Origin of the sequence: Trueperella pyogenes (genome assembly GCF_001070855.1) — a bacterium.
Taxonomy (GTDB): domain Bacteria; phylum Actinomycetota; class Actinomycetes; order Actinomycetales; family Actinomycetaceae; genus Pauljensenia; species Pauljensenia pyogenes_A.
The window spans coordinates 424,665-450,419 of the sequence record NZ_JVLH01000009.1 but is presented as its reverse complement, the minus strand read 5'-3'; the positions used below and the strand labels follow the sequence as shown (position 1 = coordinate 450,419).

Annotated in this window: 17 protein-coding genes; 3 read left to right on the top strand and 14 right to left on the bottom strand. The window is 57.3% G+C overall.

The features are described 5' to 3' along the window. From ADG72_RS05420 to ADG72_RS05405, 4 genes are all read right to left on the bottom strand, one after another. The coding region (locus ADG72_RS05420; RefSeq protein WP_048712996.1) for a WXG100 family type VII secretion target at nt 1–570 on the bottom strand (570 nt) is incomplete at its 3' end. Nucleotides 571–663: 93 nt separating this feature from the next. Then, complete coding sequence (locus ADG72_RS05415) at nt 664–1,050, bottom strand: hypothetical protein (RefSeq protein ID WP_053090555.1); 387 nt, start codon at nt 1,048–1,050, stop codon at nt 664–666. 148 nt (nt 1,051–1,198) lie between these two features. After that, nucleotides 1,199–1,510 carry a WXG100 family type VII secretion target gene (locus ADG72_RS05410; RefSeq protein WP_048712994.1) on the bottom strand — a complete coding sequence of 104 codons (312 nt, stop codon included), beginning with the start codon at nt 1,508–1,510 and terminating at the stop codon, nt 1,199–1,201. 17 nt (nt 1,511–1,527) lie between these two features. Next, nucleotides 1,528–1,848 (bottom strand): WXG100 family type VII secretion target, encoded by a 321-nt coding sequence (locus ADG72_RS05405; protein WP_048712991.1) that lies wholly within the window; start codon nt 1,846–1,848, stop codon nt 1,528–1,530. 179 nt (nt 1,849–2,027) lie between these two features. Between ADG72_RS05405 and ADG72_RS05400 the strand changes: the two genes are divergently transcribed. The 3 genes from ADG72_RS05400 to ADG72_RS05390 are packed head-to-tail and all read left to right on the top strand — an operon-like array spanning nt 2,028 to nt 5,964. Next, nucleotides 2,028–3,338: an EsaB/YukD family protein gene (locus tag ADG72_RS05400; protein ID WP_048712988.1), complete on the top strand. Its 1,311-nt coding sequence runs from the start codon at nt 2,028–2,030 to the stop codon at nt 3,336–3,338. Continuing rightward, on the top strand, nt 3,338–4,681 hold the full coding sequence (eccB, locus tag ADG72_RS05395) for a type VII secretion protein EccB (protein WP_048712984.1): 1,344 nt from the start codon (nt 3,338–3,340) through the stop codon (nt 4,679–4,681). The genes ADG72_RS05400 and eccB overlap by 1 nt, the downstream gene beginning before the upstream one ends. After that, on the top strand, nt 4,678–5,964 hold the full coding sequence (locus ADG72_RS05390; protein ID WP_048712982.1) for a S8 family serine peptidase: 1,287 nt from the start codon (nt 4,678–4,680) through the stop codon (nt 5,962–5,964). Before eccB ends, ADG72_RS05390 begins: the two co-directional genes overlap by 4 nt. 27 nt (nt 5,965–5,991) lie before the next feature. On the opposite strand, the gene ADG72_RS05385 is transcribed toward ADG72_RS05390, so the two are convergent. The 10 genes from ADG72_RS05385 to ADG72_RS08820 all read right to left on the bottom strand — a co-directional run bounded on the left by ADG72_RS05385 (nt 5,992) and on the right by ADG72_RS08820 (nt 25,612). Continuing rightward, nucleotides 5,992–7,992 carry a serine/threonine-protein kinase gene (locus ADG72_RS05385; RefSeq protein WP_048712979.1) on the bottom strand — a complete coding sequence of 667 codons (2,001 nt, stop codon included), beginning with the start codon at nt 7,990–7,992 and terminating at the stop codon, nt 5,992–5,994. Further along, entirely contained in the window at nt 7,989–10,517 is a 2,529-nt protein-coding gene (locus ADG72_RS05380) for a transglutaminase-like domain-containing protein (RefSeq protein WP_048712975.1), read from the bottom strand. The genes ADG72_RS05385 and ADG72_RS05380 overlap by 4 nt, the downstream gene beginning before the upstream one ends. Next, nucleotides 10,517–11,956 carry a DUF58 domain-containing protein gene (locus ADG72_RS05375; RefSeq protein ID WP_239667670.1) on the bottom strand — a complete coding sequence of 480 codons (1,440 nt, stop codon included), beginning with the start codon at nt 11,954–11,956 and terminating at the stop codon, nt 10,517–10,519. Before ADG72_RS05375 ends, ADG72_RS05380 begins: the two co-directional genes overlap by 1 nt. A gap of 42 nt (nt 11,957–11,998) precedes the next feature. Then, nucleotides 11,999–12,964, bottom strand: a complete 966-nt coding sequence (locus ADG72_RS05370) for an AAA family ATPase (protein ID WP_019126856.1) — start codon at nt 12,962–12,964, stop codon at nt 11,999–12,001. Nucleotides 12,965–13,060: 96 nt separating this feature from the next. Then, the gene (locus tag ADG72_RS05365; RefSeq protein ID WP_048712972.1) at nt 13,061–19,141 is read right to left on the bottom strand and encodes an Ig-like domain-containing protein; all 6,081 of its coding nucleotides are present in this window, start codon (nt 19,139–19,141) and stop codon (nt 13,061–13,063) included. Nucleotides 19,142–19,455: 314 nt separating this feature from the next. Next, on the bottom strand, nt 19,456–21,921 hold the full coding sequence (locus ADG72_RS05360) for an ATP-dependent Clp protease ATP-binding subunit (protein ID WP_048712969.1): 2,466 nt from the start codon (nt 21,919–21,921) through the stop codon (nt 19,456–19,458). A 189-nt stretch (nt 21,922–22,110) separates the two neighbouring features. Further along, complete coding sequence (dtd, locus tag ADG72_RS05355; RefSeq protein ID WP_048712967.1) at nt 22,111–22,542, bottom strand: D-aminoacyl-tRNA deacylase; 432 nt, start codon at nt 22,540–22,542, stop codon at nt 22,111–22,113. Nucleotides 22,543–22,628: 86 nt separating this feature from the next. Then, nucleotides 22,629–23,804 (bottom strand): YgfZ/GcvT domain-containing protein, encoded by a 1,176-nt coding sequence (locus ADG72_RS05350; RefSeq protein WP_048712964.1) that lies wholly within the window; start codon nt 23,802–23,804, stop codon nt 22,629–22,631. Next, the gene (locus ADG72_RS05345) at nt 23,805–24,410 is read right to left on the bottom strand and encodes an FABP family protein (RefSeq protein ID WP_048712961.1); all 606 of its coding nucleotides are present in this window, start codon (nt 24,408–24,410) and stop codon (nt 23,805–23,807) included. It abuts the gene before it with no gap. A gap of 47 nt (nt 24,411–24,457) precedes the next feature. Continuing rightward, nucleotides 24,458–25,612 (bottom strand): hypothetical protein, encoded by a 1,155-nt coding sequence (locus ADG72_RS08820; RefSeq protein WP_239667669.1) that lies wholly within the window; start codon nt 25,610–25,612, stop codon nt 24,458–24,460. Between the last annotated feature and the right edge of the window lie 143 nt (nt 25,613–25,755).

Here is a 25,755-nt window from a genome sequence, read left to right as displayed (position 1 = left end):
CTCCGGCGACATTTTTTGAAAAGCATCTTGCTCTTTCTTCGACCAAGCATGAGTTCCTTGACCAGAAGCCGAAGAGGTACTTCCGTCAGTACCCACTGAACTTAAACGCGTTTGGAATGATGCATCCGCATAATCTGCAAGTGCGAGAGCTTCTTGAACAAGTACTTCAACTTTTGCAATCGCATTAGTGATTGCAGCTGTACCATCAGTTCCGTAGGGAATGTGACACGAAACGCTACCATTGTCCGAAATCTTGCAACCGTTAAGTGAGGCTGTAGAAATCGCATTTTTAACAGCGCTTTCCACTTCAGAGACGTTTTCGGCTGCGGCACTCACCGCATCCTGAACCTCTGCCAAGTCATCGGCAAGAGTTGTCAGAGCTTCATGAGCTTTACCCATTTTTTTGCGCAAGGCTTCAGCAGTCTTACCCTCACCTTGGAATGAGCTCATACGCGCTTGGAGACTGGCGGCTTGTTGAACGACAGTGTCACGCCGCGCACCAACAGTTCCTACATAGCCCGAAAAACTGGACGACGTCCAAGTCTTGACTTGTCCCCAAGTTAAAGACATCAGTTATTCCTCCACAGCTGCTCTCTCAAAATCCTACAGCTATCGTTGACAGATCAAGGCAAAATGGCTTCTGTAAGCAAACCCGACTGGGTATTAGAGAGGCTCAGGGCGAAGATACCCGCCACCGTTGAGCGCGGCTGCACGTTGTTGAAGGGCGGGCGACCGCGTTAGAGCGAGAAGCGCTACTTCCCCCTGCTTGTGCACAGTGGCCGTATTCTCTGCTTCTCCCATTTGCAAAGTGATGCCTGCATCTTTTGCAGCTGATGCAAGCTCCATCAATACTGAGGAGTGAGTACGAAGCAAATCGGTGTATCGACGTTCAACTTCTTCCGCTTTTGAAATCGAAGTTGCACCTTTCATCGCTTCGCTAACAGCTTCTGAAAGGTCGTCGATCTTTGCGCCCTGAAGTTCATTTGAAACCTGCGACATCGTCGTCGCAGCAGCGTCATACTCCCCAGAAATAAGACTGATCGAAACCACGAGTGACTCCTTGAACGGGATCCGATTCGAAGACCAGTCCACAACGACTGATCATTTTGTTGAGGATATGGGTGTGGGTGAGCAGATCTCTCTACTCACCCACACGCCGTTTACGCGCAACACTCACGAGCGCTACGCATGAGTTGTATCAGCGGCCAGTAGCCAGGCCATTGAAGGTACGCGCACCCGTGTTATCGGTCACGACGTAGTTGCCAGCAAGCTGATCAACCAGACCTGCGAAGGCATCAAGAGCCTGCTGCATCTGGTGCATACCAGCGGTCCACTCACCATGCTTCTGGGCGTAGGACTCCTTCGCAGCACCTTCCCATGTGGCGCTACGTGCTTCAACGTCCTTATTGAACTGATCAAGCTGGCTGAGCAGATCGGTTGCCTGCGTGCGCAGATCAGCCGAGACCTGCTGGAGCAGCTCCGGGCTTACGCGAAAATCTCCACCGTTCATTTCCTACTCCAATCTGCTCAGATGTTCAACATTGCAGCGCCGGTCTTGGCGACAGACTGCTGGGCATCTTGTTCGTTCTGAATTGTCTGAGCGCCGACCGAGGCAAGTGCGCTTTCGAAATCGGTCAGTGCCTGAGTGGTCTTGGACGAGCCAGCATCCCACTGCTCCATGACGGAGTTGAACGCCTGCGAGGCGCCACCCTGCCAACCACCGATAGCGGTAGCGACCTCACCCTTAACCTTTGCGTTCAGGCCCTGCAGGTAGGCCTGCAGGTTAGTGACAGCTGTGCGAATGGCATCATAGCTGGCTTGTTCCGCAGAAATATTTGCACCGCTCATGGTCCACCCTCCTAGTTTTTCGTTCGGGTCCCCCCGAAGTCTTGCATTGATCGACCCTCTGTAACGGAGGGCACAATCGCGATGTCGGGTATTACATTATCGAAGGGATCTGGGAATGCAAATACAGGTTTCATGAAACCAGCTAGGCTTAAGGCAGCACTATTGAGCAAAGGAACCTCATGGCAAGCACTACCGCATCCAGGCCTCCAGCCCTTATGCCCGTTAGCATTCGCATGGGTGAGAGCACCGTCGACATGTCGGTCCCAACGAACGTTGCACTGGCCGAATTTGCCCCAAATATTGTGTCGCAAATCACACAATTATCGGCCAGTTCTGCCTCTCAGGGATACCGAATTACGAATTCTCAGGGCCAAGTTCTTGATCAAAGCCAGACCCTGATCAACCAGGGAATCCAAGCCGGATCCGTTCTGATTCTGTCGAAAATCGGCGACAGCACACAGGATTTGCGCTATGACGACTTGGTCGAGGCCGTGGGAACCGCGGTCGAAAATGATCAGGCTCCATGGAATTCTGACAATTCGGTAGATCTTAGCACACATGCTTCAGCGCTGTTAGTCCTCACTGCAGCCGTTCTGATCTTCACCGGAGGCCGAGGAAGCTACCTTGGTTTAATTACCGGATTGGCCGGAACTTTGCTGGCTTCTCTAGCCTGCGCACTGATTTCACGCTCAACCCAGCGCCTTGCTCCCCTCTCTCTTGCGCACTCAATTCCGATCCTTGCCGGTAGCGCGGTCATGAGCGCAATCCCTGGCTCTTGGTCAGCCCTTCCGCTGGCTGGCTTTGGAATTGCAGCGATCGTCAGCGCAGCAATTCTTCTGATCATTCTTCCCAAAACCTTGCACGGCTCCATTGTTGCGCCCCTCACCTATGGCTTTTCAGCCGCAACAATTGGCCTGCTTACGGGATTTGGACACCTTTCAACCCAGCGCTCAGCAAGTGCAATCTATACCTTATTAATAGTGCTTATTTTGATCGCCCCCTGGTTTGCGATGGCCCGAATTCCTATTCGCGTGACAGGAAACCCCGAAACTATCGATGCCTACCAGGTTGTTCGCAAGGTAAACGACGGTCATATCCTGACCATCTCCCTTAAAACTGGCGCTTCGCTGGGAATCTTGATCTGTGTTCCGCTCCTCCTTGATACCCGCTATTCACTACTCCTTCTCATCTGCGGAGGCGTTGCTCTTCTGCTTTCAACGCGATCCTTGCGTTCGCGAGTCGAGGTCCTGATCGGCGCGATTCTAGGCATCATCCTGATCCTTGTTAGCGCGATCGGTAGCGCAATCCTCATGCCCCAGGCACTCATTCCGATTGTCCTATTGCTCTTCATTGCAACCGGCCTTGTCTTGGCACTGACCGTTATCGATCCGAAGATGCGCCCCTGGGTCACTCGAATCGCTGACACCCTCTCGCTCATCAGCTTGCTGGCATTGGTACCCATCACGACTCTGGTATGGGGGATCCTGTAATGCCATCAAATAAGGACATCCTTGAAGCACAGCGCTTCAATCGTCGCCGCCTGGTCACAGCCTTCACCTCTGGTACTCCCGGAGGAAAAGAACTCGAATCAAAATCAACCACTCGCCCTCTAATCGTCGGGGCCTCGCTTGCCGCACTTGCAGTTCTCATTGCAGTTGCTGTCGGTAGGTTCGTGCCGACGCTTCCCAGCGGCTGGCAAGACTCGCACCTCATCATCACGAAGGGTGAAGGTGCACGCTACTACTCGATCGAAGGAACACTTCGCCCCGTTTCTAACGTCACCTCCGCCAAGCTCCTCAGCGAAAGCGGAAAGCTTGTGACTTCCTCGGTGTCGACCTCCTCGCTGGAGGGAATCCCCCGTGGAAGCGCGATCGGTTTGAGCGATGTGCCCGACGACATCCCAACTGCAGACCAACTGCACTCCTACGACTGGACCTCATGCGCGGCCTCGTCAGGAATCAAAACTTGGGTCGCTGGTAACCCCGAGGGCCTCAGCAACGCAACCAGCGCCCTTGTTTCCAACGAAGGAAGGCTCTACCTGGTCACAGGCGGGGTCCGCTATCCCATCGAAATCGCGCACGCACAAGCCATTGTTAACGTGCTCGACCTGTCCGGTCGCACCATCACCCCGGTGAGTGCAGCTTGGCTGAACTTGTTCACCGAAGGGTCAACTTTGGCACCCGTCGATATCCCGAACCTGGGTCGCCCGGTTTCAGGCATGTCGCCGCGAATCACCGCAGCACAGATCGGAACCGTCATCGAAGTCGACGAATCCGGAACACCGCGTCGCTACGTCATCACTGACGACGGAACTATTACTCCGCTAACGGATTTCTCCTACAAGCTCTACCAGGCCTCGTGGGCAGACCGCGGAAGTCCGCAAAACCTCATAATTGACCTCTCAGAACTGGCATCACTGACGGTGAATAACCAGGGCGTTATCCCTTCGGATTGGCCCAGCCAGGTCGGTGAAGTTCTGGGGGCCGATGCGGCGCCATGCGCTCAGCTCGTTGTGAACCACTCCAAGGCAGAGACCGTTCTTAAGTCCATTCCCACCTCCGAGCTCGCTCAGCTTCACCCGCGCGAGGTCAATGTTCGAGGCGGTTCAGGTGCACTGGTCCGTTCCTCCTCCGGCGGTTCAAGCGGTCCTATCGTGTTTGTCTCTGACATCGGGAAGGTCCACGGTTTGGGAAATAACCCCAGCGATTCACTGCAACGCTTGGGGCTGCCCGAAACTGCGGTCTCTCCCATTCCGGCAGCATGGCTTGCACTCGTTCCTGAGGGGCAAGAACTCACTTCCGCTGCTGCTTGGGAAACGGTTGGTGCTCAGTGAATCGACTGACAAATTGCACGCTGAGCGCTCTTGCCGCACTGGCGCTGTGTGGCGCAGTTGCGCTTCCTTCCGCATACGCGGATACGCCCACACCGGGCGAGACTCAAGGAAACGACCAGACGAACTCGCAGCAAAAGCGTGGATCCGCCACAAAGCAGCCCGAAGAGGGCTGCCAAATAGGTATCGATAAGTGGATCACTCAGCCACCTTCGGCCTACTCGTTCCTCGGAATGAAAGAGGCCCTGAAACTGTCACAGGGCCAAGTGCGCGTTGCGATCGTCGATTCGGGTGTTGCCGCTGGAAATGCCCATTTCAAGGACGCAGTTGAGCCGGGTACCGACCTGGTTGAGTCTGGTGACGGACGAAAAGACGTTTTTGGACATGGCACCGCAATCGCGGGGCAGATCGCCGCGCGCGAGGTCTCAGGTTCCGGTGTCGTCGGCTTCGCACCGCGAGCAACCATTGTTCCCGTGCGCGTCTACGTTGACTCCAGTGACGACGCCAAGCGCGCGGGCAAGGGGCCGACAGTTGCGCGCACAGCCGATGGTATTCGTTGGGCTGCGGATCAAGGAATTCACGTGATCGTTGTTCCGCAATCCTTGACCTCTGACGATGTTGCCCTGCGCACAGCCACCCAGTACGCGCACTCAAAGGGTGCGCTGGTCGTCGCTTCGGCTGGAAACGTCGAACAGAATACAAACTCCGGTTCACAAGACACCGCGGTACGCTTCCCCGCGGGATATCCCGAGGCCTTGGCCGTCACCGCGGTCGATGCGCAAGGTAACCCCAGCCAGTCCGTCGTCCATGGAACCCACGTAGAAATCGCTGCACCCGGTTCGCAAATTGCGTCGACCTTCTTTGCAAACGGTGACTGCATGTTCGCAACGCAGGGAGCCTCTACCTCTTATGCGACGGGATACGTGGGCGCAATTGTTGCCTTGATTGCTGCAAGGTATCCGAACGAGACCCCCGATCAGTGGAAGTATCGCCTTCTGGCTACCGCACTTCGCCCAACCCCTTCACAGCGCACTGCCGAAGAGGGCTGGGGAATCGTCGCACCCTTTAACGCATTGAATTTCGTCAACGACGGGAAGATGCCAGGGCCCACAAACCCCTTGTATCCACCGATTCAAAAAACCGCAGATCCGGTTATGGTGAAACCTGATCTTCCGGTTGATACGACGACTCCGCGTCGAATGTGGGCATTGGGAATCTCTGGCGCGGGCCTCACGATTGTTGTCGCAGTGCTCTTGATTCGCAGGTTGCGCAGTAAAGAGGCGTGAAGTGGCGTATGCCGAATTTCAGAGTAGTTAGTGCTGCTCTTTATTCGTATTTGCGTCGCCCTGTGGGTTCTGCCCATTACCTTGCTGGCCATTACCCTGCTGGTTCTTATCGCCCTCTTGGTTCTGAGCGTTGCCATTTTCGGGAATTGTCACGCAGTTCTTAGTGGGCTGCGAGGCGCGCCCATTTTCGGCCACTGACACGACCTCGATACATACTTCACCGGGAACAGCCTTTACCGACACCGCATTCTGGCGCGTCTCAGCAACCGCATCATCTGCCCCCGGCTTTGAAACGGTATAGACATAACGCCGATGTCCGGCCGACGTCGTCCCGACCGCGGGGTCAGTCCAACTCCACTGGATATCCTCGCCATTCACGCGTGCAACCAGTTGGTCAACCGCAGGCGGAGGAACTGCAATCGGGTCTTCACCCTGCGATCCCTGCGTGGAAGAGCTACTTGCCGAGGCCGTAGGGGAAGCAGTCTGATTGCCCACCCCGATGATGCTGCCTCCGCCCGTCAGCATTGCAACAATGACGGCACCCAAAACCACCATCGCCATCACGACAAGCGCGATGATCGCAATGGTCCTCTTCGGACCTGAACGTCGACCATCTGGGAGGTAACCCAAGGGATGACCGGTATCAAAGGTGTTTTGAGTGGTATGCCCCGGGGCATGCCACGAGTCTGGCGCAGGTGCATATCCGGCACCAAATTGCTCACTGGATGCGTCAACCGCTGAGGCATCCTGTTGGTGGAGACCAGCGAAATCCTGCTGGTTTTCCGAGGTTGGTGTCGGAGCTTGCATACCCGGGCCTTGCATACCCGAAAGCGAGGCATCGGTGGGCTGCGACTGCATCCCGCTAGAAGCACTCTCGCCCGCGGCGTTCGCGCCGAACGGATTGGTTACGGAAGCAGGCGAAGGGGCTGCGGCCTCGGCAGCGGAAGAAGAGGCAGCCTGAGCCAGGTCAAGGGAAGGCGCACGCAAACGCGTTCGCTCGGCATCGATCGAAGGCATCGCACGCAGGCGGGTTGCCTCATCTTGAGCTGCATTCGGGGAATTTTCGCCCTGGACCGCACCCCACGCAGCCGTTCCATCATCAGCGGCACCAACCGAAGAGCCGTGAGCCCCGAAACTGCCCACGGTATTACCGTCACGCAGCTCCATCTTGGTGACCGGGCGCCCCATGAGGGTCTGAATGTCTTGAAGCTGACGGCCTAGTTCAGCCGCTGATGCAGTCCTCTTCCGGGGATCCAGCTGCATCGCGTGGCGCAAAACGCGCTCAAGTTCCTTCGGGGCATCCGGGCGAGAAAGCCCACGAATGCGCCCCTCATAGACGCGAGCAGCCACCGAGGCAGCACTATTGTCACCAACCGGATCCTCGAATGGGCTACGCCCGCTAAGGAATGTCCACAAGGTTGTTGCCAGCGCCCACACATCCTGAGTCGGATGTGCGTGGGTGGAACGATTGTGTTGCTCAGGCGGAGCCCAGAGCACTGAGAAGCCATCCAGGCTTCCTTTTTCCAAAGCCCCAATGCGAGAGGCAACGCCGAAGTCTCCTAAGACCGGGTAGTTGTAGGAGTCGAACATGACGTTCGCTGGCTTGATATCGCGATGGACATAGCCATTTCGGTGGAGCATCTCAACGCCTCCACACAGGCGAATCACGACATCAAGTGCTCGATCGACCGCCATCGGCATTCGGCGTACCTGCTCGGCAACGTTTGCGACCGGACAGAACTCCATTTCCAAATAGGGACGGCCATCGGGTGAAGTCCCAATCGAATACAACTCCACCACGGCGGGGTGGCCGGCAATGGAGGTCATGACGTCGGCCTCGTGACGGATTTGCGCGTACTCAACCTGGTCGCCCACCGAGCGCGCGACCTTCACCGCAACTTCACGCGCAGGAAGCTCCTGGCGGTAGAGGTGAACGTCAGCGAAACCTCCAGAACCCAGGGCTCGCAGCCAGGTGTGACCGGGAAGCTCGGGAGGAGGAAGACGCCTAGAGGGAACCGAAGGGGTCATGATTGCTTACCTCTGAAGGGGTGGCGAAGACGGCGACGAAGTACACCGATCGGTGAAGTACCGTGCTTTTGGCGGTAGCGTGCACTCAGCGAGGACAAGGAAAGCGCACGGCGAATCCGGGTCCAGCGAGTTGCATTTTCGCGCAGCTCCTGAGTCAGCTCATCAACAATCTGCCAGGAATCAGTCGCTTGTTCGGGCCGGACCTCATCACCGGAGAAATCAGCCGTATCTGCCCAACGGGCAACCCGAACAGGCCTGGGCAGCTCCTCGCCAAATTCATACCACTGAGGGGTTGAGGCACTGCTCTTGGCAGCACTTGCTGGCCACAGAGGTGATGTCGTCAGCATCCACGCGGCCTCTTGACGAGTAAGGTCGGTCGGCACGACAACGCCGGCATCGCGCGCGAGATCGACGACCTCGTCCCACGAACCGGTGAGCGCCTGCGGGGGCGCGGACCAACGACGTTTCTTGGTACGGCGACTCTTCGCCAGAAGAATAGCCAGAAGCGGGATTGCGATGATCGCAAGAATTCCGCTACCGGTTGCAATGATTCGCCACGGAATCTTCAGGCGCGAGTCATCGTTCGAATCTGAACCGCGATCGGTAGTTGTCGGCGGAAGTTCTGCGGGCTGTTCAGGCGGCTCTGGCGGTTGAAGAACCTGAGGACGCGGCACAGAACGTGGCTTCGGGACATCGGTTTGAGGCACTTGGTCGCGCGGCGGGGTCGGATCGAAAACCGCCCAACCAACTCCTTGGAACTCGACCTCAACCCACGCGTGAACATCCGAACCGCGTAGATCGACATCGCCGCCCTTCGATTCATTCGGATACGCACCCATGACGACCCTGGCGTTCATGCCGAGGTTGTGCAGCATCAGCGCCATGAGCACGGAGTACTGCTCATCGTCACCGATCATCTGCTCGCTTTCAAGCATGCGACTCAGTCGGTCTGCTCGGTTACCCGGGCGCGACTGAGCGTTGTCTTCATTCGAGTAGAAGCCTTTTTCCTTCAGGTAGCGTTCGATCGCGCGGGCCTTTGCAAGATCACCCTGCTCGGCTGCTGAGGTCTGAGTTGCCAGATCACGAACCGAATCGGGAACGCCTTTATCTCCGCCGCGATAGGGAACAGCACGGGTTCCTGAGAGCTGGCCATCCGACCAGATCGGAACAACCGTTGAATCCATGGAATACACCATGGTTCCGCCCTGAACGTTCTTCGATGTTGCAAGTGCAGCGTTTGCCCACATGTCGTAGTAGAGACCATCAGAGAGGGTGCTCACCACAGCGGCATTCGGATTACCCTCTTGCTGGTTCGCCTGGGTACCAGAAGCTGATGCAGATTGATCAAAATTCATGGTCGAAGGCGTACCGACGATTGGAACCCACGGGCCAAGGAGCTGCGAGGTCGTGAAGGTCATATGGGCTGACGAGCTACCTTCGGGAGCCTGCTGCTGCGGCAAGGTCGATCCCACGTGAATAAAGCCATCGGAGGGACCAGTTCCCGGAGCACTCATTGTCATGGTCGTTCCGTCGTAACTATCCATGACACCGATACGCACGCGCGCGCCTTCTGGAAGGCCATCCACGTGGATCAAATTCTGCTCTTGCAAGTCAACGTTGTAGTGACGGAAAGCAGACAGCGGAGAGGGATACTGACGCGCATCCAGCGGAGGTTGGACAACATCGCGAAGCACAACTCGGGTGTACCACGGGCCATAGGCATTAGTGAGCGGAATAGCGGCAGCTGCAACAACTGCAATGACCAGTGCGCCACCTGCGATTTGGCGGCCCAGGTGGATACTGCCCTGAGAGCCGCCCTGAGTGGTCTCCCCCAGCGTCGCTGAGGTATCCGATGCGGCTGCCCCACCGACACGAACATCCAAGCCGGCTTCGAGTCGACGGTACTGATCTGCCCATGCACACCAGCCCAAGGCAAGTGCCCACCAGGCGGCGATCAGCCAAATATTCGGGAAGGTACCGCCCTTACCCCAAGCAATGCCGATAACTCCCATAACGGCCACGGGAATAACCGCAGCAATTGCACGCCCAGCGCGAAGGACCAATAGCGCCGAGATGAAGGAGCACAGCAGAGCGCTCAGCCACGGGACCATTGATGGACCGACGTAGGCCGAGGCCGGCGGGGTGATTGTCAGCAGATCCTTCCACGCATAGACCACCTGCAAAACCAAGAGTTGCAGGGTGCGTGGGGTAGGAAGCCCGTAGAAAGTCGTCGAGGGGTACGCCGCAACACCGCCAATAAGGAAGTGAGCAGCGATCAGCCCGGCAATAGTTGATAGCCAATCCCAGCGCCAGAAGCTCGAGGCCCAGGCGATGAAAAGACCCGCAGCGACGCCAGCCGCAGCGGCGCGCAAGCCGACCCACGACCCAAAAACGGCCTCGTGAACCCAAATGGTGGGAAGGAAAAGCAGAACTAAACCAATGAGGAACCAGGACGGCAGGCCTCGACGAGAGACCTGGAAACCAGCGCGAGCGCCCAGGTGAAAACCGGTGGTGGTTTGAGACATCAGGCCAGACCTCCCGCAGCAACCAATCGAGGAAGATCCTCAAGAGTCGGGCAATCTGCCAAAGTTCCGTGGCTCAAGCGACGCAGCTTCGGATGGCCGGGGCGAACTCGAACCACCGCACTGCGCACATCAACCGGAATGGCGTTCAACAGGTGCGAGGCTTGATCGTCATCAACCGTTGGCGCAGCAATGATCGTGACAACCGAAAGACCGGGACGCTTTGCAATTGCCTCACGCAGACGTGCCATCAGATCGGCTTCGCCCGAGTCATGAATTGCGCACATCGCATCGAGCATGCGCGTCGCAGCACTGGTCGTCACCCAATCGGTGGCGGTCGTCAAGGACACGGTTCGAGAAGCAGCCATGTCGGCAACGACCAAAGAAGCCGCAATCGAAACAGCATTTTCGAAAGAATCGCGGTCATTCCAATGTCCCAGTCGCGTATCCAAAACGACCAAATGGTGCGAACGGCGCGTTTCCTCAAACTGACGAACAACAAGGCGTCCGATGTGAGCGGTCATCGGCCAGTGGACATTTCGGCGATCATCACCGGGAACATAGTCACGAAGCGCGTGGAATGAAACATCAGAGGATGACAATTTCGCCGTCGTGACACCCTCAACATCGGCGTGGATACCCGTCGCATCGAAAGGAACGCGAATGGTCTTTGGGTGGACGTACAGGGTCACCGGCTGCGACCACGTGCCAATTCGACGAATCAGACCCAGCGGGTCAGCGCGAAGTGCACGTGCTGGGCCAACGGTCACCAGGCCTCGGCGATGGGTAACGACAGAGAACACTTCACTCCAGACTCCCTTTCCAGGAAGAGGAGGAACCAGGAACTGAAGTGCAGATGAGGCAATTGGAAGTTCGATAAGACCAGAGCGCGCGCGGCGATCCGACATATTCTCAGCGGTGATTTCACCAACGGCGGTTTGACCAGCAACAATACGCTGACGCGGAAGTCGCACTGAAACCTTGTGAGGGGAAGGAACAATCACCCACACAACGGCGATGAGGAAGGCAAGAAGGCATGCGCAGGCGACGAAGAAGGCTTCGACCCAACCAAAAGCACGAGACACAATGGCTGCAATGAGGGCCGAGAAAAGCACGACCCAGCCAACCGAGGTCACCGAGCGAGCCGCATGACGCAGGTACTTCACACCCGGAGCAGTCCCCAGAGATTGCGCGAAACGCGACATACCCTGGCGAAGCCCGCCCAAGCTTGTCTTCACATTCGCACGCGCCGAGGCGAAGACTGAGCTCTTTGACGAGCGTGCGCTTGCGTCGTTTGAACCTGCGCCTCGTTTGGCGGAGGAGCGTTTTCCTCGACGACGTTTTCCGCTGTCGAGGTGCTCTCCTCCGGGGTGTTTTGCACCGCGGCGCGAACCGGAGGTGCGCGGTGCGGCAGGAGCTTTCGGAGCCGAATGCTTAGCCACGATCACCCACCTTCACGCCTTGGACTTCCTTGATGCGCATGTTCAGGCGCTCACCGCCGGGGCGGGAACGGAGGAAAGAGCACGCGCGATAACGCCTTGAGCGGTTGCACCGGAGAAGGCCGCGTCGGGATCGACAACAATTCGGTGTGCCCACACGGGAGCTGCCAAGGCCTTGATGTCATCGGGAAGCACGAAGTGACGGCCCTGAGCTGCGGCCCATACTCGTGCACAGCGAACCATACCGATAGCACCACGGGTCGACACACCCAAGGTAGCGGAATCGTCGTCGCGCGTGGCCTCGGCAAGGGCGGCAACGTAATCCAACACTGCGCGCTCGGTGTGCGTCTGCGCGGCGAGTTCGGAAAGGCGAACCACCTGTCCGCTCTCAAGAAGCGGCTTGAGGCGCTTAGAACGGTCGGGGGCCGCAGAACCGTCAAGAATTTCAGCCATCGCCGCGCGCGAGGGGTAGCCGACCGAGGCCTTCATCAAGAAGCGGTCGAGCTGCGCTTCGGGCAGCGGGTAGGTTCCAGCTTGTTCCACCGGGTTCTGCGTTGCAATAACCATGAAGGGACGAGGCGCGGCGTGGGTGACGCCATCAACCGTCACCTGTGCTTCTTCCATGACCTCAAGGAGAGCAGACTGAGTCTTCGGCGAGGCACGGTTGATCTCATCGGCAAGGACGATAGAGGCGAAGATCGGACCGGAACGGAAATGCCACTCGTTGTTCTTCTGGTCGTAGACATTCACGCCCGTAATATCCGCGGGGAGCATATCGGGGGTGAACTGAATACGAGAGTGCGTGCCCGCAATTGTTGCTGCGATCGCGCGAGCAAGAGCGGTCTTTCCCGTACCGGGAGCATCTTCAAGAAGAAGGTGTCCCCCGGCGAACATAGTCGTCAGAGCCAGGCGAATAACCGGTTCTTTGTCCAGCAGTGCCTGGGAGATACCGCCGACCAAACCGGCGAAGGTTTCGGCGAAACGCTGGGCATCTTGCGAGCTAAGCGCCATGGGAGGGACTCCATTCATCTTTCAGTGTCGAGTGATTGGCTTGTTGAGGGGTGGGGGTTAGTCCCCCGTATGAGTTGGAAACGAAAAGCGGCACGGCTACCTCGCAACTGAGCAGGTGACTCGGCCGAGCAGAATCGGAAGATTACCCGAATTTGCCTTACTGAGTCGAACGCCCGTTTCGAAGGTGGAATTTGGTCCTCCTCGAGGAGTGAAGGTCGCGTAGCTCTGCGAGAAGTCATCCCACATCGAGCATCGCAGTGGCACTGCATCGCTTGCCCATGTCGAGGGCAATGTAATGCTGACCATCTGGCATTCCGCTAGCTCTGCCCCACGAGCATTCGCGGCAGTGCATTGAGATGTTGAACCGCTGAATGTACCGGGAACGTTAATCTTTGCGGTCTCAATGTTGGTTCCCGAGAGACGACCCCAAGTCGTTCCCAAAGAGTTTCGAGAACCGACAGAAACCTCGAGGACCTGCCCACCACTTGCACTCACGGTTGCGCTTCCCTGCAGGACCTTGCCCTGCGTGGGGCTGGTAGGGCCAGAAGAGTCCTTGTACCAAAGGATGACGTCATCTGGGGCAAGGTAGCCAGCGGGCGGGGTTGCATCCCAGCTAACGACGACTGAGGTACCGTTCAAGACCATGCTGTACGTGGGAGGTGCCGGCTTCGAGTTCGCCTTCGCAGTCACAGGAACCGCTCCACCAGCAACCTCTTGACCATTGACGTTGCCAACTTGGCGAATGAAGATCTGGACATCTCCATCGGAACCAATATTGATGATTTCACCACTGGTCACGGAGTTCCATGGGCCTCCAGCGCTGTGCGACCACTCGAGGTGAAGATTACGGCTATTGAAGCCCTGTCCAGGATTAACAGAGAGGCCACTGACCTTCGTCATTCCATGGTCACCGGTCGGCGTCGAGGAGAAGGAGCCAACATTCGGGTTGAGAGGCGAGGTGAAGACCTGGAAGGCGACTTCGTCGGATTCTGAACTGTCGTTCTTCCAGTTGTACGCGCGAATCTTCACCCGATAGTTCTCACCCACGGGCAGATCGGTAGCGTAGTCATTGCGATCCCCACCAGCTTCACCAACGGTTCGACCGTTGACATCGATGGTGTAGCGAGTAATTTCTGCGCCATTTGTGCGCGGTGTTGTCCACGTGAAACGGACGCGTCCGGTATTGCCCTGTCCACCGATGTTTTCGACGCGGACTCCATCGGTGCGATCCGGAGGACCGAAGGGTGTCACCTTCGCGGAGTTCTGCGAGGTCGGTGAAGGTTCTTCTGCACCGTTCTTTGCGGAGATTGCGACAGAGTAGGTCTGGCCATTACGCAATCCATCGACGCGCCATTCGGTAACGTCGCCTGGGACCTCAATCTGGCGTGCACCGCCGTTCTCGTACACGTAAAGCGTGTAGTTCCTGATAGCGGAACCCTGGTTGGTCGGTGGTGTCCATTTCACGACAATTGCACCGTTTTCGGGCTCAACTCTAGGCGCCAGGGGCGCTTCGGGACGCATATCGATGAGGACCTCGGGAGAGGCTGCGGAAGGATCTGAAGCACCGACCGCGTTATGCGCAACAACGGTGAAGGAGTGACGCAGACCGTTCTCAAGACCCCTGAGTTCACATGAGCCGGACTCGCAGGGGTAGCTACGACCCGTTGCGCGGTCCGTCGCAGTGAAACCGGTAATGGTCGCACCGTTATCGGCACCCGCTTGGAAGGTCACCAGCGCGCTGCCCGGGCCGGTCGCAGTCAGTGAGACATTCGTCGGAGCGTCAGGACGGTCACGGACCACCAAACGCACCTTGCCTTCAACGATACGGTCAGGATCTCCCGTTGCATCCATCAGGCGATAACGGACGGTCATCTGTCCGCGGAAGCCAACCGCAGGAGTGATATTAAGGTTCGTTCCCTGGGGGTCAACGGTTCCTTCACCGATCTGAATTGAAGCGCCGACAATACGGATTGGCGTCTCAGGGAAGGGATTGATCGTGTAGCGCGTCAGGTCAACGGCCTCAAGGCCACCCGAACGTGCCGCTTCCAAAAGCGCATCCGAGACCTGAATTAGCGGTCGGGTCGATGCGACAACAGTGATCGGAATCTGAGCGCTCACTGCACCCGCACCGTCATCAACGCTGACGGTTACCGAACCGACAGAACCCTTTGGTCGGTCCACATCAGCTCGGACTCGCAGGATATGCCCGTCGAGGCTGATTGCAACGCCCTCGGGAAGGTTCGAAATGTCGTACTTAAATCCCGCTGGGTCTGCACCTTCTGGATCTCGCACCATCTGCGCGAGGTCCACGGCAGTTGCTTCCTCTCCGGCAGCGACCCTAATAGCGGTAGGAATGAAGGAAACCGGCTGATTTTGCGTGGCTTCTACCTTCAGCGGCAAAGTCAAGGTCGCAGTCAGGGCCGAGTCATCACCCGCAGCTCCGTCAGAGACTTCGAAGGAGAAGGATGACTTCCCTGACCATTCCGAATTCACATGGAAACTCACGTGCCGCTCATCGCTCAAGGTCATTCCCTGATCGATGCCGGCAGAAGGACGAAGCGTTGCAGCATTGGTGATACGCGGGCTGCGTCCTTCACGAACGATGACGTAGTCGGAAATATCTAGGGTGACGTCTTCACCGGCGCGCACCTTGACGGGAACCTTCGTGGTATCGATGGTCGGCTGGTTGTGCTTAAGTCCGGGTACGGAAACAACTGCCGAAGAGCTCAAACCGTCGGCGTCAGTAACCGTGTAGACGACCATCATGCGCTCTTCTTGTGGAGTGATGATCAGGTCGGAGCCGTTCACTTCGACGCCTGCGGCCTTCGTGGACACACGCAGGTTGTTGACATCACCATCCGGGTCTTCGTCATTTGCCAAGACCGGGACCTTCACAGTGCCACCCTTTGCCGGCAGCTGCGAGGCCGCAACAACGTCATCGCGCGCGATAGGAGCTTGGAGCAGCGCGTCATTTGCGACGTTGATTGTCAATGTTCCACGTGAAATACCACCGCGGTTATCGGTGACTTCATAGGACACCAGGTAGGAACCATCCTGCGCGGGGGTCGTCAAAACAATAGAATTTCCATGAATTTCAGGCTTTAGCTCTGCGGTCGCAGTCTGAAGAGAACCGGGGACGATCGAGATTGGATCGCCGTCAGGATCAATATCGTTTTGGAGCACCGCGACGCCCAGTTGCCTGTTCGGACGGGTCAGGACGGTATCTGGGACCGCCGTCGGAGGCTGGTTGACTGTTGCAGGCTGGGCAATGCCCACGCGTACACGTGCAGAAGCTTGCTTCCCCTGACGATCCTCAACGATGTAGGTAAAGACATCGGTACCCGTCGTATTGGGCGCCGGGGTGTATTGCAGCCAGTCCACGCCAAGCTCGACAGTGCCCTTGGTTGGGGATTGTTCAATACCAACCAGAGTCACTGAGTCACCATCGGGATCAATGCCGTTCAAAGGCACCGGAATACGGGTCGTTTCACCGCTCACAGCCCAGGCAGTCAGTGCCTTCGGCTGCGGTTGTGCATTGGTTCCGCTCTTGGGAAGAACCTCAAAGGTCACGGTCGACGTCGCCATATTTCCAGCGCTGTCGCGCACCGTGTAGGCAACGTGCATAACGCCCGGGGTGTTCCCCGCTTCAAGGCGGACCAAGTTGCCCGTCACGAAGGGGGTGCCCACGGCCTCGTTCGGGGTGAATTGGAGGTTCGGGTCGACCTTCAAGGTCAAACCGGAAGGAGAACGATCGTTGGCAAGCACTGGAACCGAGGCGATATCGCCAACACGTACGCGCGTGCGGTCTGGCTGCAACTCGGGAGGTTGCTTCGTGTCCTGTGCGCTAGTTGGAACGACGGTTATTCGTGCCTTAGCGGTATTCGTACCATTGGAGACGACATAGTCGAAGGACACTGAGCTCTCGAGGCCGCCGGGGGCAGTAATGCGCAACAGATGGCGGTCGACCAGAGTCACTTCCAAGCCGAGATTTGCAGGAACTTCAACTCTTTGGACGACCAGCACGCCACCAGCGGGATCTGAGTCGTTATTCAGGGGCGCAACCAGTGCAGAGCCGCCTGCGGGCAGGACGGCAAGGTCATCCTCAGCGACGGGAACTGCCTGCTGATCGGCCTCGACAACGTCAACGCGAATAACACCCAGAGCGGTCGAAGGACCGTCGGAAACGGTATAGGTGAATTGGTAGGAACCCGGAGCTTGGGCAACGAAATTTACCGTTCCCAGTTCAAGATCGGGTGTAATTTGGCTTCCCGCGGGCGCAACTGAAAGAGCAACCAGGGACAGGTTGTCTCCGTTGGGGTCAGTGTCATTTGCTAGCGGGGAAATTGTCGCTACTTCACCAGCACGCGCGACGTAGAAGTCTGCGTTCGCTACGGGAGGCAAGTTTCCGGGGTTCTGAACATTAACAGTGAGGGTGCCAGTGGTACTCTGACGGCCGTCTGAGACCTCAAGGGTGATCGTGTGCGCACCCACGCTCGCACCGAGATCTCGGATTTGAAGGGTTCCTTCCTCGCGGAATTGAAGTTCAATACCTTCTGGCGCATGAGCATTCGCCAAGAAGATGGGGTCACCATCTGGGTCTTGCCAGTCATTCAACACGTTGTACTCAATTTGAGCACGGTTACCCAGAGTGACGCCGGGATCGCGAAGCTGCTTTGGCCCCGAATTCATCTCCCACGGGTGGACACTCACATTCACGCGAGCGGTGGCAACCGCTTTACCGTCGGATGCCTCATAAGTAAAGGACGTGCTGCCGGTCTGATTATCGGGAACATCCGTAATTTGAAGAGCTCGCCCGCCGCGGGTACGCGTGACCTTCCCAAACTGCGGGTCGGTGACTGGACGAGCGGTCAGGACGTCGCCGTCCGCATCAGAGTCATTGTTCAGGACGGGAAGCGTAGTGGTTCGACCGGGGCGAATGCCGAAGTCGTCATTAACCGCATCGGGAGGAGTGTTCTGCTCTTTTCGCTCTGGGTCTGCGATCTGATCCGTGACCTGAGGAGAGTCCTCTTGCTTTTCCTTCTTTTCAAGTTGGGATTCGATCTGGTCCCAATCGTTCATCAAGACCATGTCGTGTTCGGGCATCCACACCGATCCCGATGTGGTGTCATTGAGAACAATGCGCGTGCGGTTTGTTCTAAAAACAATTGATTGAGCTGACTTCAGTGAGTCAACTGTCATCTGTTTATTGAGGCTGGGATCGGTGCAGTTTCGCAGGTATGCACCGGACTTTGACCATGCGGCGTAGCCACAACCCTTATGGAAGACAGGACGAGAAGGCGTACCCGATGCACCATCATTCGACGCCGGAATCTTCGTAGCCGCTCCACCCTTAAGAGGGATGGAGATCAATTCACGGTCGGTTGCAAGAAGCACAGACGACGATTCCGGACCAGATTCTTGCAGAGCGATGTTTCCGCTGATGCCATCATCGGCAAGGTTGCGAAGCTTTCCATCGGGAAGAACCAGAACACGATTTCGCTTATCTAAAGCAACGGACTGTTCTCCCACTGCAGTCATGACCAGTTCAGCGTTGCCTGAAAGCCCCTCAACGTCCTGCGATTTCAGGCGGTCCAGTTGGCCTTCGCGGGTGACGGTAATACGGCGGCCGGCTTGGGCTGAAATCGCAAAAAGAGTGCCCTTCTGCGAAACAGCAACAGCGCCCTGCTCCATATCGCTTGCCAGCGCGCCCTCATCTGTATAGGCAGTACCGGAAGGACTGGACACTTGAGCAAGCCAGACCTGACCTTGGGAAGGATCCATAACCGCAAGTCGTGATCCACCTTGGACTACCTTCGTATTTTCAGGAAGCGAGGTCGCAGCTCCTACCGAAACTTGAGCAACGTCAATGGGGGCAACGGAGTGGCTTGTTTTATCCGTGAAGCTGACGTCATTGCCCGATTGACCGATATCGAATTCGGTTGTTTTTGTGCGCAGGGCACCGTCAAGAATCCGAGAATCATAGTTCAGGTGGCCAACAAGTCGTTTCGAAGAGTTTGTCACCCAAATTCCGCCATCATCGACATCGACTTCAGCGGTCGTTACGCCCTGGTGAAGGATGGCAAGAGTCGAGACGGTAACAGTAAAAGCAGCAACCAACGCAGCCGGAAGACGGCGTCGATTAACGCGCGATGCGGATGCACCATGCTGCTGCTTCATATATTTTTCACCACTCTTGCTGATGGGTAGGGGAAGTTATTCTTCTATTTGACCTCTTTTAGTGTCCCACGAGGCACCCTCATTTGAAGAACTAAAGTCAAAGATCACATTGACTGTTTTTAATTCTTCCGCAATATTTCGCGGAAAAACTCTTACAAATTACATTCATGTATGTACTGAGTGCCTCAGTTTGAATCGAACACAAACCGGGCGGTGGCCTGCGCAACAATTCTCGCAGACCCCCGCCCGGCCTCGTACAACAAGTCACGGCGAACTCAAGGGGGACTACCCAAGGAGCACCACCGCTATTGGTCTTACTGACCGTTGAAGGTGAACTCGCGTTCTGCCCCTTCGCCCTTCACGCCGACAGTGACAACCTGTCCCGGAAGGATATCGCCGAAGAGAATACGCTCGGAAAGCGCATCTTCGATATCACGCTGAATCGCGCGACGCAGCGGACGAGCACCCAGAACCGGATCGAAACCGCGGTCCGCAAGCAGCTCGCGCGCCTCGTCGGTGATCTGAAGCTTCATATCCTGAGCCTCCATGCGCTTGGCAAGGTTGGCGATCATCAGATCCACGATCTGCTTGATCTGCTCCTTGTCGAGCGGCGGGAAGACAACGACCTCGTCCACGCGGTTGAGGAACTCAGGGCGGAAGTGCTGCTTGAGCTCTTCGTTAACCTTGGCCTTCATGCGTGAGTAGTCGTGAGTGATGTTCTCGGTGGACTGGAAGCCGGTGAGGACACCCTTGTTGATGTCTCGCGTACCCAGGTTCGTCGTCATGATGATCACGGTGTTCTTGAAGTCAACCTTGCGGCCCTGCGAATCGGTCAGGCGACCTTCTTCCAGAATCTGCAACAGGGAGTTGAAGATATCCGGGTGAGCCTTCTCGACCTCATCGAAGAGGACGACAGAGAAGGGACGACGACGGACCTTTTCGGTGAGCTCGCCACCTTCGTCGTAACCGACGTAGCCGGGAGGAGCACCGAAGAGACGTGAGGAGGTGTGCTTCTCAGAGAACTCGGACATATCGAGCTGGATCAGCGCATCCTCATCACCGAAGAGGAATTCGGCCAGAGCCTTCGCAAGCTCTGTCTTACCAACACCGGTCGGGCCGGCGAAGATGAAGGAGCCACCGGGACGCTTCGGGTCCTTCAGGCCGCTTCGAGTACGACGGATCGACTGAGCCAAAGCCTTGACCGCGGCATCTTGACCGATGACGCGCTTGTGCAGCTCGTCTTCCATCTTGAGCAGTTTCGCGGACTCGGTCTGGGTCAGCTTGAAGACCGGAATACCCGTCGACATCGCCAAAACCTCGGCGATATCATCCTCGCCAACCTCGGCAATTGCCTCGCGCGAGCCATCGCGCCAGCTGGATTCCTTCTGCTTGCGCTCTTCGGTCAGCTTCTGCTCCTCGTCGCGAAGAGCAGCGGCCTTCTCGAAGTCCTGATCGTCGATCGCCGACTCCTTGTTGCGCTTCACTTCGGCGATCTTCTCGTCCAGCTCGCGCAACTCCGGCGGCGCGGTCATGCGGGAAATACGCAGGCGAGCGCCGGCCTCGTCCATCAGGTCAATAGCCTTATCCGGAAGGAAGCGATCAGAGACGTAGCGGTCGGCCAGCTCGGCGGCGGCCTTGATCGCAGCGTCGGTAATGATGACGCGGTGGTGGGCCTCGTAGCGATCGCGCAGGCCCTTGAGGATGCCCACGGTCTCTTCGACGCTGGGCTCGTCAACCTTCACCGGTTGGAAACGACGTTCAAGAGCCGCATCCTTTTCGATGTACTTGCGGTACTCGTCGCTGGTGGTTGCGCCGATGGTCTGCAGCTCGCCGCGCGCAAGCATGGGCTTGAGCATTTGCGAGGCGTCGATTGAGCCTTCCGCGGCACCTGCACCGACCAGGGTGTGGATCTCGTCGATGAAGAGGATGATGTCGCCGCGAGTACGAATTTCCTTGAGGATCTTCTTGAGGCGCTCTTCGAAGTCACCGCGGTAGCGCGAGCCAGCGACCAGCGCGCCCATATCCAGGCTGTAGATCTGCTTGTCCTTGATAGTTTCGGGCACGTCACCGGCAACGATCGCCTGGGCAAGGCCCTCGACAACGGCGGTCTTACCAACGCCTGGTTCACCAACCAGAACCGGGTTGTTCTTCGTGCGGCGCGAGAGAATCTGCATGACGCGCTGCATTTCAGTCCGGCGGCCAATCACCGGATCGAGCTTGTTTTCGCGGGCAGCTTGGGTGAGGTTACGACCAAACTGTTCGAGAATCGCCGAGTTCGTCTGACCTGAACCAGTGGAGGAAGCGCCAACACCGACGCTTTCGCGACCATCATCGCTATTGCGCTGGTAGCCGGAGAGAAGTTCGATGACGGTCTGGCGAACCTTGCCCAGATCAGCACCCAGCTTGATGAGGACCTGAGAGGCAACGCCTTCGCCTTCCTTGAGCAGACCAAGGAGAAGGTGCTCGGTACCAATGTAGTTGTGGCCGAGCTGCAGTGCCTCACGCAGGCTCAGCTCAAAAACGCGCTTGGCGCGAGGGGTGAAGGGAATGTGTCCTTCGACCGGCTTCTCGCCTTCACCGATAATGTCGATGACTGCTGCGCGAACCGCATCCTTATTGATGTCAAGGCTTTCCAAGGCCTTCGCGGCCACGCCTTCACCCTCGGTAATCAGGCCGAGCAGAAGATGCTCGGTACCGATGTAGTTGTGATTGAGGCTGCGCGCTTCATCTTGCGCGAGGACGACGACCCGTCGGGCTCGGTCCGTAAAGCGTTCAAACATCGTTTCTCCCTCTGATTCAGGTCGCAGTCGCAAGCACGCGACCTGCTTTTCACTGAGTCCCACACTACGGGGTAGCGAGGCCGTGCGCGCGTTTGTTCACCAAGGGCAGATGCGATCGGTTGACGCGAGTTCCGCGAGCGCCCATTGAGGAAACTCCGCGTCTTCCCAGACGTGCATCTGGCCTATTCTCTAAACCTCAATAACCAGGGTGTAGGGGCCGTCATTTACTAGTTCCACGGACATCATTGCGCCGAAACGCCCGGTTTCGACGTGGATTCCGCGGTTCCGCAGTTCCTCAACAACGGCATCGACCAGAGGCTCTGCGACGGGTCCCGGCGCCGCCTTCGACCACGAAGGACGCCGCCCTTTACGCACATCTCCGTAGAGCGTAAATTGCGAAACCACCAGGACGCTGGCTTCCTCTGCGCGATCTTGAATAGACGTCTCGTCCTCAAAGATCCGCAATTCTGCGATCTTTCGCGCAAGAGTTTTTGCCTGTTCGAGGGTGTCCTCGTGAGTGACACCGACAAGGACAAGAGCTCCCGGCCCCGGACACTCGCCGATTACCTCACCATCAACCGATACCGAGGCGCGAGTGACGCGCTGCAAAATTCCACGCATGGACGTGCTCCTTGGCTCCTAAGTGTTGTGTCCGCTGGCCCGTCCGCCAGTTCGTCCGCAGATTATTCCGCAGATGAGTGAGTCTGTTACCGTCCGCCGATTGATTTTCCGCCGAGTGCGGGAACATCTGGCCGGCGCAGATCTGGATTGTGCAGTTCTGCCCCCGGACGTTCCTTCGGTGACACCGAGGACTTCCCGTCGATCGGGACAATAAGTTCTTGCGCTGCTGCAATTCCATCCAAGTCCAGAACGACATCAGGTGAGAGCGCGCGTGAAACCACAGCAAGAGCAATCGGCCCCATATCAGCGTGACGAGCAACCGATGTCACCACACCCACGCGACGTCCACCCACTTCGATGAATTGTCCCGGATTTGGAAGATCTCCCCTGGAACCATCCAATTGCAGGAAGACCAAGCGCCTTGCGGGACGCCCGAGGTTCAAGATCCGAGCAACAGCTTCTTGTCCTCGGTAGCACCCCTTATTGGTGTGAACCGCAGTACGCAACCAGTCCAGTTCGGCCGGCATCGAGCGCGCGTCAGTCTCATGTCCCAAACGTGGGCGCCACGCAGCAATCCGCGTTGCTTCCCATGCTGCTATTCCCGCTGCCCGACGCTTTGGCGCAGCTTCACTCCACGCGCGCCAAAATTCGGAGGCTTGCTCCCTTGGGACAAGGTGTATATGGAAGGTAAGTGATTCGCCCGGGTGCTTCCCCTGGTAATACGCCGCTCCCCCATCGACAACTCCCGGCCAAGGATCATTCCATGTCAGCGCGACCTGATCGCACTGGGAAACTCCACTATCCCCGATGCTTCCAACCAACCACCAGCGCTGTGAAATCGTCATTTCGACACGAAGCGCAAAACGCATGGAATTGAGCCAATCAGCCAATGCTTGGGCGTCAGAAGCCTCGGTTATGAGGTAGAGAATTTCACCATCATCGATGGCCCCGCATGCGTGCTCGATATGCCCCTGGGGGTTCATAATCAGCAGTTCGCGTGATTCTCCGGGAGCCATTCCCGTTAAAACCTGGCTTGAAATTGAGGTCAGCCACGTCAGTCGATCAGGACCAGACACTTCGACAACAGCTAGGTCCGGACGGTCGGTAATTGCTCGACCTGCCTCTAGGGCCCACTGTTCCCCAGAAGGATCACCGTAGTGAGCAGTTACACCACAAGCGACATCGCCTTCTAGGTCTTCAAGGGCGACCGCGCCCGGAAGCGTCGCCAGAGGAGACTTCCACTGCGTTTCGCTCTGTGTCACTTACTCGCCATCCTTTTGCTCAGTTTCATCGACGACGTCAACGCGCATGAGTCGTCCAGAAAGCTCAACATGACTTTCATGGTCATTTCCCTGGCGTTCATTCGCCCAGAGCATTTCGCCCGCGACCAGGCCATACATGCGCGAAAAACGCTCAAACTCTGCGGCCTCTGGGTCACGAATCAGCAGATCAGTCTCCATCTGAATTCGCGGTCCCATGGAACGACCAACCCAGCGAGCGCTGTAACCATCACTTTGAGCACCCTGCGCGACCATTTCACGGGTTTCATACTGACCGGGTTCAGGCAGCACACCGGAACCGGGAAGCAAGGAGACGTACAAAGTTTCTTCACGCATCAGTTCGCCGATTTCCAGCGCCGCAATACCGCGGGCCGCATCCCAAATCGGATCGATACTTTCGCGGGCAGTTGCAGAGTAGATTCGCGTGACAAGCTTCATCTGCTTTCCGCAGATCGTACCTTCTGCCTCTTCATAAATTGGCTGGTCATCACCTTCGTCGATGCTGAGCATTCCCCAGCCCTTCCACGGGCCAAGCATCCAAGCCAAAGGAGCGATTTCTAGGGGCAGGTTTTCTGGAATCGAGAACATGACTCCAGCCTAAGCGGCCACACCCCCATCTGCGAACTGAGTGTGGATTAAATTCCACCGATTCGGAACATGATGTACACCGGCAGCGAGGCCATGAGGAACTTCGCACTCCCCCGCGCAATCGCACCAATCGTCGGCCGCGCCCATTCGGTATCGCCCATCAAACCATCCAGAACAATCACAACCAAAGCAACAGCAATTCCCGTAAAAATACCGAGAATTGCAACAGCGGTTGTCAGTCCCGAATAGGCCGCAAGCCCGGGCAAAACGATCGGACTGAGATCTGCGCTTTGACCCAGTTTCCACACCGCTACCGAGGCGATCACTCCAGAAAGCAGCGCCGCACCCAGAGCGCCTAGGGATTGCGAACGGAAACCCGCTCCAATCTGGTCGCCCCACACGGTACACGAAACAATCACACAGGCGATGGGAACCGCAATCCTCCAGCCCTGCGAAGATGCAAGCGTCACCCACGAGGATCCCGAAACCACGACAAGCAGCGCAGTAATCGAGCTCATTAACGAGGCCGTCGTTGAGCGCGTCGCCCAAGAACCGTGACCGCTGGAAGAGTAATCGCGCGGTGTTGAGGCGGTGAAGACTTCCACCGCGACAACCGCAACTGTCCCTAAGCCCATGACTGCACTGGCCGCCATCAAGTCAGCACTGATCGTCACAACCAAGGCCGCAATGCAGCCGGCGAGGCCGACGGTCACTTGAGCCGGAACCGTCACCTTCGTATTCGTCAGAGACGGCCAGCCTGCGGCAAGCAAGCACGAGGCCAACGCGACGACTAAAGAGCAGGCCCATGATTCCCACGGAGTGAACCACAGAACAAAAGTCGCCAGCGAAAGAGCTGCAACGGTAAGTGCAGAGGTGTGAAGCCCTCGACGCAGAGCGGGGTTAATTGATTCACTCTCACTCATCGCATAGGGCACGCGCGTGGTGTCCGGAGCATGTCGAACTCCATGTCGGATGCGAATAATCCCCGTGTGAGTGCTCACATGCTCACGCGTGGGGTCATATTCCTTGGCTTCATGCTTTGCAGTCCGATGAGACGCATCTTGCTCATGTGAGTGACGACCCGTAGAAACCGGCTTCTCACCTGTACTTTGAGCGCTTTCCTGCGCTTGTGCTGCTGCGCGTTGCCGTTGGCGCTCGCGGCGCGAGGGCAGTTTCGCAGGGGAAGGCTCAAGATGCTCCATTCCTCTATGGTCCCACATGGCTGCAATTGAGGCCTCAGCGGCACGGAATGCGTCGACCAGTGCTGTGTTCTATGCTCGGTGGTGCGTACCGAGTTGTTAAGCCCCGGGCTCCAACCTCTGCCGCTACGAGCGGCCTTCGCGCC